The sequence below is a fragment of the Streptomyces sp. NPDC001480 genome (assembly GCF_042894725.1).
Taxonomy (GTDB): Bacteria; Actinomycetota; Actinomycetes; order Streptomycetales; family Streptomycetaceae; genus Streptomyces.
The window spans coordinates 103724-117419 of record NZ_JBIAVX010000018.1 but is presented as its reverse complement, the minus strand read 5'-3'; the positions used below and the strand labels follow the sequence as shown (position 1 = coordinate 117419).

Genomic DNA, 13696 nt, shown 5'->3' with positions numbered 1-13696 from the left:
GACGGACGGTCCGCGCCGCCGGCGGAAGGAGTGCCTGCGATGAGCCAGGCCGATCGGGCTCCGGCGATCCTCGGCCGGACCGGAACCGGACGACCGGAGGACCAGTCGTCGCACCCCAGCGGGCTGATGGACGTGCTCGCCGTCTCGGCGGTGCTGCTCGACGCTGAGGGGCGAGTCGTCCTGTGGAGCCCTGAGGCCGAACGGTTGTACGGCTACACCGCCGAGGAGGCGCTCGGCGAGTACGCGGCGCGGCTGCTGGTCCACGCGGAGCACTGGGACTGGGTGGTCAAGACCTTCGTCGACGTCATGGAGACCGGCCGGAGCTGGGCCGGTACCTTCCCCATCCGCCGCAAGGACGGCAGCACCCGCCAGGTGGAGCTGCGCAACATGCGCCTGCTGGACGACCACGGCGATTTCTACGCCCTCGGACTGGGCACCGACTCACCCACGCTGCACGAGCTGGAGCGCGACGTCGCCCTGTCCACCCGGCTGATCTCCCAGTCCCCCATCGGGATCGCGATCTTCGACAGCGATCTGCGGTACGTCGCCGTCAACCCCGCCCTGGAACGCATCCACGCCGTCTCCGCGAAGGACCACCTGGGGCGCCACTACCGCGAGATCGCCAGCGGCGCGGAGTTCGACGCGGCCGAGGCCGCGATGCGCGAGGTGCTGCGCACCGGGAAGCCGATGGTCGAGCAGGCGCCGCTGGTGGGCCACACCGCGGCCGATCCCGGGCACCAGCACGCCTGGACGATCTCCCTCTTCCGGCTGGAGGACACCCAGGGCCGGATCCTCGGCCTGGCCGAGCTCGTGGTGGACGTCACCGAGCGGTACAAGGCGGCCAAGGAGGCCAGTGAGACACGGCGGCGCCTGACCCTGATCGCCGACGGCTCCGCCCGTATCGGCACCACCCTGGAGGTCGGAGAGACGGCCAGGGAACTGACCGAGGTCACCGTCCCCGCCTTCGCCGACATCGCCGCCGTCGACGTGCTGGACTCCGTCCTCGACGAGCACCGGCCCGCCTCCCGCGAGGGCTCCCCCGCGTTCTTCCGCGCCCTCGCGGTGAAGGCCGCCTACCCCAGTGACGCCGTGCGGGCCGCCGACCCGCCCGGCCGGATCACCAGCTACCCCGCCGACCGCCTGGCCACCCAGTGTGTGCGCACCGGCCGCCCCATCCTCGTCCAGCACGCCGACGGCAACGACCTGTCGTGCATCGCCCGGGACGAGCACTCCGCCACCCTGCTGGCCCGTGCCGGAGTGCACTCCTACCTCGCCGTGCCGCTCGCCGCGCGCGGCACCACCATCGGCTTCCTCGGTCTGACCCGCGCCCGCGATCCACGGCCCTTCGACGAGGACGACATGGCCATCGCGGTCGAGCTGGCCTCCCGCGCCGCGGTGTGCATCGACAACGCCCGTGCCCACCAGAGCGTGCGCAACGCGGCGGAGGCCCTCCAGCGCAGTCTGCTGCCCGATCACCCGCCGCGCCTGCCCGGGCTGCGGGTGGCCTCCCGGTACCAGCCCGCACAGGCCGCCTACGAGGTCGGCGGCGACTGGTACGACGTCGTCCCGCTCGACGGCGCCCGCACGGCACTCGTCGTGGGCGACGTCATGGGCAGCGGTATCGACGCCGCCGCCACGATGGGCCGGCTGCGTACCGCCACCACCGCCTACGCCGACCTCGACCTCGACCCCGCCCAGGTCCTCCACCACCTCGACGCGCTCACCTCACGGCTGGAGCAGTACATCGCCACCTGCGTGTACGCCGTCTACGACGCCCGGAGCGCCAAGTGCCACCTCGCCACCGCCGGCCACCTCCCGCCCGCCCTGGTCCGCCGCGGCGAGCGCCCCCGTCTGCTGGACCTGCCGACCGGCGCACCGCTCGGCGTCGGCGGCGTGCCCTTCGAGACCGCCACGGTCTCGCTCGCCCCCGGCGACCAGCTGGTCCTCTACACCGACGGACTGGTCGAGACGCGCGAGGACTCCATAGACGAGCGCCTCGAAGTCCTGCTGCACCTCCTCGACAAGCCGGGCTCCCCCCTGGAGGAGACCTGCGACCGGCTCCTGCACGACTTGAGGCATCCCGCGAACCACGACGACGTCGCCCTGCTCATCGCCCGCGTCCGCCCCTTCACGACGGAGGCCTGACCGGCCGCCCGAGATGCGGATCAGCAGGCCTGTGCCGACCCTGGTAACGGGGCCCGTTCCGCCGGGGGTCCGTCCCGCCGGGGGTCCGTTCCGCCGAGGAGGCAGACACCATGTCCATGATGGACAAGCTCAAGAGCATGCTGAAGGGCCATGAGAGCCAGGCGTCCAAGGGCGTCGACAAGGCCGGTGACTACGTCGACGACCGGACCCAGGACAAGTACAGCCGCCAGGTCGACACGGCCCAGGAGCAGCTGAAGGACCAGCTGGGCCGCGAGCAGGGCCGGGACAACCCGCCCCGGACCTGACCCGCCACCTTCCGCGAACCATCGCCCCCGGGCGCGCCGAGCCGCACGCCCCGGGGGCGACGACACACCCCAGGGGCACGGCCTCCCCCGCCCGGTGCGTTCCCGCGCCGACACCGACCACGCTCCGCCGCTTCGCGGGTGCTGGTCGTCGAGCCCGACGAGGGCTCCCTGGTCGGGATCGGCCGCGACGCGCTTGCTTTGGCCACCCGCGGCCCGGCCGCCGAGGCGGGGCGCGCGCTGCGGCTCGAGTGGAACCGCGTCCGAGCCGGGACCGTCCCCGGCCCGCCGGCGGCTCGGTGCGGTGCCGTCGGCGGGCCGGGGAGGGTTGTCGGGGGTCCGGTCGTCCGGTCGGCTCGGCTCAGGCGATCTCGACCAGCAGATCGCCGCCCTCGACCTGCTGGATCCGGTTGATGGCCAGGCGGGACACGCGGCCCGCCCTGCTCGCGGTGATGGTGGCCTCCATCTTCATCGCCTCGATGGTCGCCACCGTCGCCCCGGCCTCCACCTCGGTGCCCTCGGTGACCGCGAGCGTCACCACTCCGGCGAACGGCGCGGCGACGTGGCCGGGGTTGGTCCGGTCGGCCTTCTCGGTGACCGGGACGTCGGAGGCGGCCGCCTTGTCCCGTACCTGGATCGGCCGGAGCTGACCGTTCAGGGAGGCCATCACGGCCCGCATGCCGCGTTCGTCGGCGTCACCGACGGCCTGGAGCTCGATCAGCAGCCGCACGCCGGGTTCGAGGTCGACGGCGTACTCCTTCGCGGGCCGCAGCCCGTAGAAGAAGGCCTTGCTGTCCAGCACGCTGGTGTCGCCGAACGTCTGGCGGTGGGTGTCGAACTCCCGCGTGGGGCCGGGGAACAGCAGCCGGTTGAGGGTCGCGCGCGGGGACTTCTCCAGGCCCTCGCGGTCCTCGGCGGACAGCTGCTGCACCGGCTTGGCCTCGGCGCGGCCCTGGAGGGCCTTGCTGCGGAACGGCTCGGGCCAGCCGCCGGGCGGGGTGCCCAGTTCGCCGCGCAGGAAGCCGATGACGGAGTCGGGGATGTCGTACCGGTTCGGCTCCGCCTCGAAGTCCGCCGGGTCCACCCCGGCGCCGACCAGGTGCAGGGCGAGGTCGCCGACCACCTTGGAGGACGGGGTGACCTTGACCAGGTGGCCCAGCATGCGGTCGGCGGCGGCGTACATCGCCTCGATGTCCTCGAAGCGGTCGCCGAGGCCGAGCGCGACCGCCTGGGTCCGCAGGTTGGACAGCTGGCCGCCGGGGATCTCGTGGTGGTAGACGCGCCCGGTCGGTGAGGCCAGGCCCGCCTCGAAGGGCGCGTAGATGTGGCGGACGCTCTCCCAGTACGGCTCCAGGTTGCCGACGGCCTGGAGGTCGAGGCCGGTGGGCCGGTCGGAGTGGTCGGTCGCGGCCACGATCGCCGACAGCGACGGCTGGGAGGTCGTACCCGCCATCGAGGCCACCGCGCCGTCCACCGCGTCCGCGCCGGCCTGGATCGCGGCCAGGTAGGTGGCCAGCTGGCCGCCCGCGGTGTCGTGGGTGTGCAGGTGCACCGGCAGGTCGAACTCCCGGCGCAGGGCCGAGACGAGCTTCGCGGCGGCCGGGGCGCGCAGCAGGCCCGCCATGTCCTTGACGGCCAGCACGTGGGCGCCCGCCTCGACGATCTGCTCGGCCAGGCGGAGGTAGTAGTCGAGGGTGTACAGGCGCTCGCCGGGGTCGGACAGGTCGGCGGTGTAGCAGAGGGCGACCTCGGCGATCGCCGTGCCGGTCTCCCGTACGGCTTCGATGGCGGGCCGCATCTGGCCGACGTCGTTGAGCGCGTCGAAGATCCGGAAGATGTCGATGCCGGTGGCGGCGGCCTCCTGCACGAAGGCGTCGGTCACCTCGGTCGGGTACGGCGTGTAGCCCACGGTGTTGCGGCCGCGCAGCAGCATCTGGAGGCAGATGTTGGGCACGGCCTCCCGCAGGGCCGCGAGGCGCTCCCACGGGTCCTCGGCGAGGAAGCGCAGGGCGACGTCGTAGGTGGCGCCGCCCCAGCATTCCAGGGACAGCAGCTCGGGCAGGGTCCGGGCGACCACCGGGGCCACGGCGAGGAGGTCCTTGGTGCGCACGCGGGTGGCGAGCAGCGACTGGTGCGCGTCGCGGAACGTGGTGTCGGTGACGCCGATGGTCGGCGACTCGCGCAGCCAGTGGGCGAAGCCCTCCGGGCCGAGCTGGACGAGCCGCTGCCGGGAGCCCGCGGGCGGCTCACCGGCGGGCAGCGGGGGCAGCTTGGTGGTCGGCTCGATCAGCGCGGGCCGCTCGCCGTGCGGCTTGTTGACGGTGACGTCGGCGAGATAGGTGAGCAGCTTGGTGCCGCGGTCCGCGGAGGTTCGCGCGGTGAGCAGGTGCGGGCGCTGCTCGATGAACGACGTGGTGATCCGCCCGGCCTGGAAGTCCGGGTCGTCCAGGACGGCTTGCAGGAACGGGATGTTCGTGGCCACGCCACGGATGCGGAACTCCGCCACGGCTCGCCGGGCCCGGCCGATCGCGGTCTTGAAGTCCCGGCCCCTGCAGGTGAGCTTGACCAGCATCGAGTCGAAGTGCGCGCTGATCTCGGTACCCGCGTGGGTGGTGCCGCCGTCGAGGCGGATGCCGGAGCCGCCCGGCGAGCGGTAGGCGCTGATGCGGCCGGTGTCGGGCCGGAAGCCGTTGGCCGGGTCCTCGGTGGTGATACGGCACTGGAGGGCGGCGCCGCGCAGGGTGACCGTGTCCTGGGACAGACCGAGGTCGGCCAGCGTCTCACCGGCCGCGATGCGCAGCTGGGACTGGACCAGGTCGACGTCGGTGACCTCCTCGGTCACGGTGTGCTCGACCTGGATGCGCGGGTTCATCTCGATGAAGACGTGGTTGCCGTCGCGGTCGAGCAGGAACTCCACGGTGCCGGCGTTGCGGTAGCCGATCTGCCGGGCGAAGCGCACCGCGTCGGCGCAGATCCGGTCCCGCAGCTCCGGGTCCAAGTTCGGGGCGGGCGCCAGCTCGATCACCTTCTGGTGGCGGCGCTGCAACGAACAGTCGCGCTCGAAGAGGTGGATGACGTCGCCCTGGCCGTCGGCGAGGATCTGCACCTCGATGTGGCGGGGCTCGACGACGGCCTTCTCCAGGAACACGGTGGGGTCGCCGAACGCGGACGCCGCCTCGCGGGCCGCGGCCTCGATGGACTCGCGCAGCTGGGCGGGGTCCTCGACGCGCCGCATGCCGCGCCCGCCGCCGCCCGCGACCGCCTTCACGAACACGGGGAAGCCGATCTCCTCGGCGGCCCGGACCAGTTCGTCGACGTCGGTCGACGGGGCGGAGGAGCCGAGCACCGGTACGCCCGCCTCGCGGGCGGCGGCGACCGCGCGCGCCTTGTTCCCGGTCAGCTCCAGGACGTGGGCGCTGGGTCCGACGAAGGTGATGCCCGCCTCCTCGCAGGCGCGGGCCAGCTCGGGGTTCTCGGACAGGAAGCCGTAGCCGGGGTAGACCGCGTCCGCGCCCGCGCGGGTGGCGGCGGCGACGATCTCCTCGACCGACAGGTACGCCCGCACGGGATGCCCGGGTTCACCGATCTCGTAGGCCTCGTCGGCCTTCAGCCGATGCAGCGAATTGCGGTCCTCGTGCGGGAAGACGGCGACTGTGCGCGCGCCCAGCTCGTAGCCGGCGCGGAACGCGCGAATCGCGATCTCTCCACGGTTGGCGACCAGCACCTTGCGGAACATTGTCGATCCCTCCAGCCTGCCGGTGACGAACACCATGGTGTCGGCCACTCCCCTGCCGTGCCACGCGATGAACGTTAGGGGGTTCTGGGCCTGCCGGAGGGCGGGATACGTCACATTGACATGAGCGGATCCAGCCAGGTGGCCGGGAACCGGGTGGTCTCCTTGGATTGTGGTTCAGCCCCGCTCGACGGCGGTACGCCTTCGGACATCGGTCATCAGCTTGTCCAGCAGCCCGGTGAGCGTGTCGCGCTCCTGGGGGGACAGGCTGCCGACGAGCGCGGCCTCGCGGCCGAGCACGGCGTCGACGGACCGCTCGATGAGCGCGTGCCCCTCGACGGTGAGCGACACCTCGACGCTCCGGCGGCCCCCGGTCCCGGGAGCTCGCCGCACGAGGCCGTCCCGTTCGGCGCGGGCGACCCGCTGTGAGATCGCTCCGGCGGTCACCAGGGTCCTCCGGGCGATCTCCCGGGTGCTCAGGGCGTAGGGCGGACCGGAGCGGCGGATCACGGAGAGCAGGTCGAGGGTGGCCGCGTCGATGCCCGCTTCGCGCAGCGCGCGGCCGCGGTCGTCGGCGAACAGCTTCCCCAGCCACCAGATCGGCGTGACGATCTCGATCGACTCGGTGGGGGTGCCCGGGCGTTCCCGCCGCCAGGCCGCGGCGATGTCCGCGGCCGAGTAAGGGGGCAGGGGGCCCGCCTGCTCCCCTGGGTCTCCCTGTGCGGCCGTGGTGTCGGACATGCTTGCGATCCCTTGCCGGTAGCACCTACGTTTAGGTCTAAACGTAGCAGTGAGCGAGGAGGACCCGTGACCCGCACCGTGCTCGTCACCGGAGGCAGCAGCGGCATCGGCCGCGCCATCGCCGCGAGGTTCGCCGACGACCGGGCGGAGGTCGTCATCACCGGGCGCCGCGCCGACGCCGTCGAACGCGCCGCGAAGGAACTGGGTGTGCGGGGCGTGGTCTGCGACGCGACCGATCCCGGCCGGGTCGCGGAGGTCGCCGGACAGCTCGGCACGGTCGACGTCCTGGTCAACGCGGCCGGCGGCCTGCCCCCGGAGGCGGACGGCGACGGAGCGGCCCTGGAGCTGCTGCTGGCCCAGTGGCGGGCGAGTCTGGCGCAGAACCTCCTCGGCGCGGTCCTGACCACCGCCTCGGTGCGCGACAGCTTCACCGCGGGCGGCCGCGTCATCAGCATCGGCTCGATCGGGGCCGAGCGGCGGGGCGGCTCCTACGGTGCGGCCAAGGCCGCGCTGGCCGCCTGGAACGCCTCGCTGTCCGGCGAACTCGGGCCGCTCGGCGTCACCTGCAACGTGATCTCCGCCGGCTACATCGCCGGTACCGACTTCTTCCGCGGCGGGATGACCGACGAACGCCACAGCGCCCTCGTCGCGGAGACGCACGACAAGCGCCCGGGCACGGTGGACGACATCGCCGCGACCGCGCACTTCCTGGCGTCGCCGGGCGCCCGGCACATCACCGGTCAGACCATCCACGTCAACGGTGGTGCGTTCACCACCCGTTAGCCCCGGCGATGCCGTGAGCCCCGGCCCGCGCGCGGCGGGACGGGGCTCACGGCATCGCGCCGTCCGGATTCAGCCGATGTGGTAACTGTCGCCGTACACCTTCCAGTCCAGCGGCGGGTTCAGGTCGAGGTTGCCCTTGCGCAGGAGAACGCGCTGTTCGGTGTCGACCCGGGTGGTGTCGCTGTGGGCCTCCTCCTGCTTCATGGCCCACACCCGGGCGTCGAGGAAGGCATTGAGGTACGTGGTCTCGTCGCCGCCCTGGGCCGGCGGCTTGGCGCTGCGCAGGGCCCGCTTGCGGATGTTGCGGAAGCTGGTGGGGTCGTCGCCGTCGCCGTGCATGACGATGGCGTCGTAGTAGGTGAACTGGCCGAGGGCGCGCAGTCCGTCCGCCTTGCCCTGCGCGACGGCGGGGTTGAAGTACACGCGGTCGCGTTCGTCGTTCTGCGCCTGCTGGAACGCCGCGTCCTGGGCGGCCTTGCGCCAGTCCTTGGGGAAGTTCGGGTCGAGGCCGTCGTGCGAGTCGCTGCCGTTGACCCTGCGCAGGGCCGGGAGGTACTTGGCGAGGACGTTGCCGGGCTTGCGGTCGGTGTAGAGCTGTACGAGGTCGAGCATGTCGCCGGTGCCCGAGCAGAAGCCGATGATGCCGGCGGTGTAGCCGCGGCCGTCCCCGATGTCCTCGATGTACTTGTACTGGGCCTTCCAGTCGAGCGAGGAGTTCTCCGCGCTCGACACCAGCTTCATGGCGATCTCCTTCTTCGCCGGGTCGTCGAGCCCCGGGGCGGCCGCCGGCTTGGCGACGGCTCGCGGGACACTGAGCAGGGCCCCGGAGGCAACGGCACCGATCACGGCGACGACGGTCCTGCGGGACAGCGGGGTGGGGGCTGATTCACGGTCGGGGTGCTGCACGGTGGCTCCAAGTGGGTGTGGGGGGTGGCCGGTTGGCCCGCGAAGGGCGCTTGATAGGAAAGTTTCCTATCAATCAGCTGTCGAAGCGGTAACCCTTCACGCGCAAATTCGTAGGAACACACAACGAGGGTGGTTGACCCGTGCGAGTGGTGCATCGCCCGGGACGGTCGTAGCGTCGATAAGGAGTCGATCGCGAACAGGCGGTGTCGATATGCGCGGACCGGTTGTATGGACAGCGATCACGCTCGGGGCGGGCACGCTGCTCGCGGCGGCCGTGCCCCCGACAGCGACGTCGGCAGCGGCATCTGCGGCGAACACCACGGCGGCACGGCAGAACAGACCCGTGCTCGTCGACTGCTTCGGGCATCCGGACGTGCACCCGTCCGCCTTCATCCTGGCGTGCGGCGACGGCAACAGCCGCCTCGCCAAGATGCGCTGGTCCGAGTGGGGTCCGATGTCGGCGACGGCGATGGGCGTGAACCTGGTGAACGACTGCAAGCCGTACTGCGCGGCCGGCAGATTCCACGCGTACGCGGTGGCCGTGCGGCTCGACCGCCCGGAACCCTCGAAGAAGCACCCGCAGCTTCAGCACTTCACCCGGATCACCCTGACGTACACCGGCAACAGCAGGCCGGAGGGGTTCCCCCGGGTGGTGACCTACCCCTGGGGGACCGGCCCCCAGGGGTCGTGACCCCGCGTCCGGCGCGGGTCAGCGCCGACCGGCGTGCGCCCGCGCGGCGACGTACAGTTCCTCCGACGTGGTGATCAGCTCCCGCCGCTCCTCCTTCGAACCGACCATCGGCTGGGAGCCGTTGAGCGGCACCTGGGCGCTCTCCGGCAGGAACCACACCGTCACCAGGCCGATGGCGCCGGCCAGCATGAGGTAGAAGGCGGGCATCATGTCGTTGCCGGTGAGGTTCACCAGGGCCTCGGTGACCAGCGGAGTGGTGCCGCCGAAGGCCGCGACGGCGAAGTTGAAGCCGATGCCCATGGCCGCGTAGCGCACGGCCGTCGGGAAGAGCGCTGGCAGGGTGGCCGCGCTCGGCGCGGCGAAGCAGGCCAGCAGGGTGGAGAGCAGGAGCACTCCGAGGACCGGGCCCCAGGTGCCGTGCATCTTGATCAGCAGGAAGGCCGGGACGGCCAGGACGACCATCGCGGCCGCGGCGACCCCGTAGACCGGGCGCCGGCCCACCCGGTCGCTGAGCCGGCCGATGAAGGTGATCAGTACGACGATCCACACCATGCCGGCCAGCACGAGGACGTCGGCGAAGCCGCTGGAGCGGTGCAGCGTCTCCGTCTGGTACGTCGGCAGGAAGCCGGTGACCATGTAGTTGGTGACGTTGTAGAGCAGTACCAGTCCGACGCAGACGAGCAGCGCCCGCCAGTGGTTCCGGACGATGGCCTTGAGCTCGCTGCCCGCCGACTCCTGGGCGAGGCTCTTCTCGTGTTCGTCCAACTGCTGCTGGAAAGCGGGCGATTCCTCCAGCTTGAGCCGCATGTAGAGGCCGATCACACCGAGCGGCCCGGCGATCAGGAACGGGATCCGCCAGCCCCAGGAGAGCATCTGGGTGTCGGTCAGCATCAGGTTCAGCAGGGTGACCAGCGCGGAGCCGAGGGCGTAGCCGACGAAGGTGCCGAAGTCGAGCCAGCTGGAGAGGAACCCGCGCCGGCGGTCCGGCGAGTACTCGGCGACGAAGGTGGTGGCACCGCCGTACTCACCGCCCGTGGAGAACCCCTGCACCATGCGGGCGAGGAGCAGCAGCACGGGAGCGGCGATGCCGATCGTGCCGTAGGAGGGGATCAGCCCGATGGCGAAGGTGCCGACCGCCATCATGATCATCGTGGTGGCCAGCACCTTCTGCCGGCCGAGGCGGTCACCGAGGGGGCCGAAGACGAGGCCGCCGAGCGGGCGCACGACGAACGCGGCGGCAAAGGTCGCGAAGGACGAGATCACCTGGGCGGCGGGTGAGGCGCCCGGGAAGAAGACCTTGCCGATCGTCGCGGCCAGGTAGCTGTAGACGCCGAAGTCGAACCACTCCATGCAGTTGCCGAGGGCCGAAGCACCGACCGCGCGCCGGAGCAGTGGCGGCTCGATGACCTGGACGTCCTCCTTGCGGAAGGCGCGCCGGTTCCGGCGGAGCCTGCGGGTGAGATCCTCACGCACCTGCCGTGGGAGGCTCGCGACACGCTTCGCGCCCCTTCGCCCTCCGGGGAATTCCTGTTGACCGTCAGTGATGGTGTCGACCATGCCGCCACCCTTCTTCGTTCTTACCGCAATTCGCACACGCGACCGATGTGCCCTGCAGATCGCACACCGGCGCACGCCACACCTACTGCCCGGCTTTGCTCTGTGCACACCGGCAACGCCCGGCGGCCGTACGTCCGCGTGATCGGACGATCGTGCGGTGCCGCCGGCGGCGGGCTGAGCGGGGTCAGGCCAGGCAGGTCAGGGGGCGGCCGCCGTTGTAGGTGACCATGTCGCTGAGCGCGGCCACGGCGTCGACGGGCCGGCCGAGCGGTCCGTCCTCCAACTCCGCGTAGGCGCGGTGCAGATTGCCCACGATCCGCTCCCGGTCGAGGAGTTCGCCGTACTCCCCCAGGTCCAGTTCGCGGGCGGTCTGAAGCGGAGACAGCCCGGCGTCACGGCCGTCGCGGGCGGCCTTCTGCACGAACCGCAGATACCCGAGGACGTCATCGATGACCTCGGGCCCCGCGACGGCGCCGTGCCCGGGGACGATGGTCCTCGCGCCCAGCGGTCTGACGACCTCCTCGAGGACCTGGATCGCACCGGCCACCGACCCCTGGAGCAGGAACGGTGTGCCTCCGTTGAACAACAGATCGCCACTGAACAGCAGTTCGCGCTCCGGCAACCAGACGATCGAGTCGTTCGTCGTATGCGCCGGCACCCCCACGTGACGTACCTCGGCACGCAGGTCGTCCGCCCACACGGTCACCGAGTCGGTGTAGGTGAGGAACGGCGGTTCGAGGACGAACTCGCCCCAGTCGACCTCCGTCCAGAACGGCGCGTCCTTGGGCTCGCCCCATTCGAGCACGCCCGCCCGGGTGGCCTCGTGTCCGACGATCGTGGCGCCGTTGAAGAGGTGGTTGCCGAAGGTGTGGTCGCCGTGGTGGTGGGTGTTGACGAGCGTGCGCACCGGCTGCGGCGTGACCTTGGCTATGGCGTCCAGGTAGGCGCGGGTGCGGCGGACCGTGGAGCAGGCGTCGACGCTGATCACCCCACGCCGGCCGACGAGGAAGCCGGTGTTGTTGACCCACCAGGTCCCGTCCGGCTGGATGTAGGCGAAGACACCGTCGCCGACCTCCTCGACCCGGGCCGGGGGAAGCGTGGCGACGTCGTGGTGGACACTGCTCACTGCGGGCTCCTGTCGCGGTGGGTGAGCGGGGGGCGTAGGACCTGCCCGTGATCATCCCACCGCGCCGAGCCCGCCGGTACCCCGCTCAGCGGCCGCGCCGGGCCCGTCATACCGCACGCCGCCGCCCTGTCAGCCCCGTTCCAGCGGGTGGGCCAGCGTGCGTTCCGCCCAGTCCCCCGCGACCAGTTCCGCCGCCGCGCAGCCGGGCTTGCGCCGGGCCTGGTCGCGGAAGAGGCGCACGAAGGAGGCGGCGAAACCCCGGCGGGGGTGGGCGGCGACCAGGGCCTCGCAGAAGCCGGGGTCGAACCTGCCGAATCCGGTGCCGGAGACATCGGCGCTCGTACCGACCTGCAACAGATGGCTCTCCACGTCCACTTCGGGCGCCACGTCGTCCCGCATGTGGAGCACGATCAGCTCGGCCGCCCGGTCGCGCCGTTCGGCCGGCCAGCCGAGGCCGGCGGTGAAGACCCGCGCCAGATGGCCGCCGGCGTCCTCGAACGGCAGCGCATGGCTGTCGAAGGGCGGGGTGAGGGCCAGGTCGTGCAGCATCGCCGAGACGAACAGCAGCTCACGGTCGAAGTCGAGGCCGCGCGCCTCGGCCCAGGCCGCACCGAAGAAGTACGCCCGCAGCGAGTGGTTGTGGAGCGCCTCGTCCGCGTACTCCGCGCACACCAGCCGCGCCGCGTCCACGGCCGGCCCCGACGGCGCCCGTACCCCGGCCACGTCCTTCAGCATCCGCACTCCCCCGCCCGACGGTCCAGCAGCAGCGTGATGATCATGTCATGGGCAGCCGCTCCTGGTGCGGATGTTCCGCGCACAGGCACCCCACGCTCTTCTCGATCCACTCGCGCCCGGCCCACTCGGGGTGCCGCTCGATCATCAGGGCCGAGACCTCCTCGACGATGGCGCTCCGGCTCACCGCGGTGTCCCGACGCGCCCAGGTCTCGTCCCGCAGCAGCCGCAGGTAGTCACGTACGTCGGCCAGCAGCCGCGGTCCGCCGATCGCCCCGTGCCCGGGCACCACCACTCGGGGCGGCCGGGCGGCCAGCCGCTCCAGCACCGTGAGCCAGCGCAGGCCGGACACGTCGGTGTCGTGCGGCGGGAACCAGGGGAAGATCGCGAACTGCCCCGCCTCCACGAGGTCCCCGGTGAACAGGACGTCCGCGTCCGGCACCCGCACCACCTGGTCACCCCTGCTGTGCGCGCGGCCGGTGGCTTCCAGCCGGACGACCCGTCCGCCGAGGTCGAGTTCGTACGTCCCGTCGTGGACGACGTCGGGCTCCACGAGTTCCACGCCCCGCAGCCGGTCGGCGACCACCTCGCCCAGCCCCCGGAACATCCCGAGGTAACCCGGCCCCTTCACCTTGAGGTCCTCGGCCTGGGCCGCGTTGACCACGTACGTCGCATGCTCCTTGAAGACCTGCGCGCCGAACGCGTGCTCCGGGTGGAAGTGGGTGGTCGTCAGATAGAGCTTCCGCCCCCTGGCATACTCGGCCGCGAGGGTCAGCACCGCCTCCGCGTTCGCGGGGCCCATGCCGGTGTCGACGACCAGGACGGAGTGCCGTCCTCCGATGACGCCTATGTTGGGCACCAGGTCGACGCCGCGGTCGGGAACGACCAGGAGGTCCTCGGCGAGTTCCTGGGCGCCGGTCACGTCGACGACGGGGTCCTGCGTCACGGGCTGGGTCACTACGGCTCCTCGGTACGGGCAA

General features: G+C 71.8%; 11 protein-coding genes. 4 read left to right on the top strand and 7 right to left on the bottom strand.

All coding sequences use genetic code 11. From position 1 onward, the window contains the following. Positions 1-39: 39 nt before the first annotated feature. Together ACFY01_RS36510 and ACFY01_RS36505 are read left to right on the top strand one after the other, a co-directional pair. The gene (locus tag ACFY01_RS36510) at positions 40-2145 is read left to right on the top strand and encodes a SpoIIE family protein phosphatase (RefSeq protein WP_390740060.1); all 2106 of its coding nucleotides are present in this window, start codon (positions 40-42) and stop codon (positions 2143-2145) included. Positions 2146-2255: 110 nt separating this feature from the next. After that, a complete protein-coding gene (locus ACFY01_RS36505; protein WP_390740059.1) occupies positions 2256-2450 on the top strand; it encodes an antitoxin in 195 nt (64 codons plus the stop codon). Positions 2451-2808: 358 nt separating this feature from the next. On the opposite strand, the gene ACFY01_RS36500 is transcribed toward ACFY01_RS36505, so the two are convergent. Both ACFY01_RS36500 and ACFY01_RS36495 read right to left on the bottom strand, forming a co-directional pair. Next, the gene (locus ACFY01_RS36500) at positions 2809-6183 is read right to left on the bottom strand and encodes a pyruvate carboxylase (RefSeq protein WP_390740150.1); all 3375 of its coding nucleotides are present in this window, start codon (positions 6181-6183) and stop codon (positions 2809-2811) included. Between the two features lie 174 nt (positions 6184-6357). Further along, entirely contained in the window at positions 6358-6921 is a 564-nt protein-coding gene (locus ACFY01_RS36495) for a MarR family winged helix-turn-helix transcriptional regulator (protein WP_390740058.1), read from the bottom strand. Between the two features lie 66 nt (positions 6922-6987). On the opposite strand from ACFY01_RS36495, the gene ACFY01_RS36490 reads away from it, so the two are divergent. Further along, complete coding sequence (locus ACFY01_RS36490) at positions 6988-7704, top strand: SDR family NAD(P)-dependent oxidoreductase (RefSeq protein ID WP_390740057.1); 717 nt, start codon at positions 6988-6990, stop codon at positions 7702-7704. A 69-nt stretch (positions 7705-7773) separates the two neighbouring features. Here the strand turns inward: ACFY01_RS36490 and ACFY01_RS36485 are convergent, their stop codons facing one another. After that, positions 7774-8610: a chitosanase gene (locus ACFY01_RS36485; RefSeq protein ID WP_390740056.1), complete on the bottom strand. Its 837-nt coding sequence runs from the start codon at positions 8608-8610 to the stop codon at positions 7774-7776. 211 nt (positions 8611-8821) lie between these two features. Here ACFY01_RS36485 and ACFY01_RS36480 point away from each other — a divergent pair, with 211 nt between their 5' ends. Next, on the top strand, positions 8822-9301 hold the full coding sequence (locus tag ACFY01_RS36480) for a hypothetical protein (protein ID WP_390740055.1): 480 nt from the start codon (positions 8822-8824) through the stop codon (positions 9299-9301). A gap of 18 nt (positions 9302-9319) precedes the next feature. Here ACFY01_RS36480 and ACFY01_RS36475 read toward each other — a convergent pair whose 3' ends face one another. The 4 genes from ACFY01_RS36475 to ACFY01_RS36460 form a co-directional block, all read right to left on the bottom strand. Further along, positions 9320-10858 (bottom strand): MFS transporter, encoded by a 1539-nt coding sequence (locus ACFY01_RS36475; RefSeq protein ID WP_390740054.1) that lies wholly within the window; start codon positions 10856-10858, stop codon positions 9320-9322. A 184-nt stretch (positions 10859-11042) separates the two neighbouring features. Beyond that, the gene (locus ACFY01_RS36470; protein ID WP_390740053.1) at positions 11043-11984 is read right to left on the bottom strand and encodes an MBL fold metallo-hydrolase; all 942 of its coding nucleotides are present in this window, start codon (positions 11982-11984) and stop codon (positions 11043-11045) included. A gap of 129 nt (positions 11985-12113) precedes the next feature. Beyond that, a complete protein-coding gene (locus ACFY01_RS36465; RefSeq protein ID WP_390740052.1) occupies positions 12114-12719 on the bottom strand; it encodes an HD domain-containing protein in 606 nt (201 codons plus the stop codon). Positions 12720-12759: 40 nt separating this feature from the next. Further along, on the bottom strand, positions 12760-13674 hold the full coding sequence (locus ACFY01_RS36460; protein ID WP_390740051.1) for an MBL fold metallo-hydrolase: 915 nt from the start codon (positions 13672-13674) through the stop codon (positions 12760-12762). Positions 13675-13696 lie beyond the last annotated feature (22 nt).

What these genes read in the sequence shown, in the direction of transcription:
- ACFY01_RS36480 (WP_390740055.1), top strand. Translation starts at nt 8,822, where the DNA reads ATGCGCGGACCGGTTGTATGGACAGCGATCACGCTCGGGGCGGGCACG.
- ACFY01_RS36510 (WP_390740060.1), top strand. Translation starts at nt 40, where the DNA reads ATGAGCCAGGCCGATCGGGCTCCGGCGATCCTCGGCCGGACCGGAACC.
- ACFY01_RS36495 (WP_390740058.1), bottom strand. Translation starts at nt 6,921, where the DNA reads ATGTCCGACACCACGGCCGCACAGGGAGACCCAGGGGAGCAGGCGGGC.
- ACFY01_RS36505 (WP_390740059.1), top strand. Translation starts at nt 2,256, where the DNA reads ATGTCCATGATGGACAAGCTCAAGAGCATGCTGAAGGGCCATGAGAGC.
- ACFY01_RS36465 (WP_390740052.1), bottom strand. Translation starts at nt 12,719, where the DNA reads ATGCTGAAGGACGTGGCCGGGGTACGGGCGCCGTCGGGGCCGGCCGTG.
- ACFY01_RS36500 (WP_390740150.1), bottom strand. Translation starts at nt 6,183, where the DNA reads ATGTTCCGCAAGGTGCTGGTCGCCAACCGTGGAGAGATCGCGATTCGC.
- ACFY01_RS36475 (WP_390740054.1), bottom strand. Translation starts at nt 10,858, where the DNA reads ATGGTCGACACCATCACTGACGGTCAACAGGAATTCCCCGGAGGGCGA.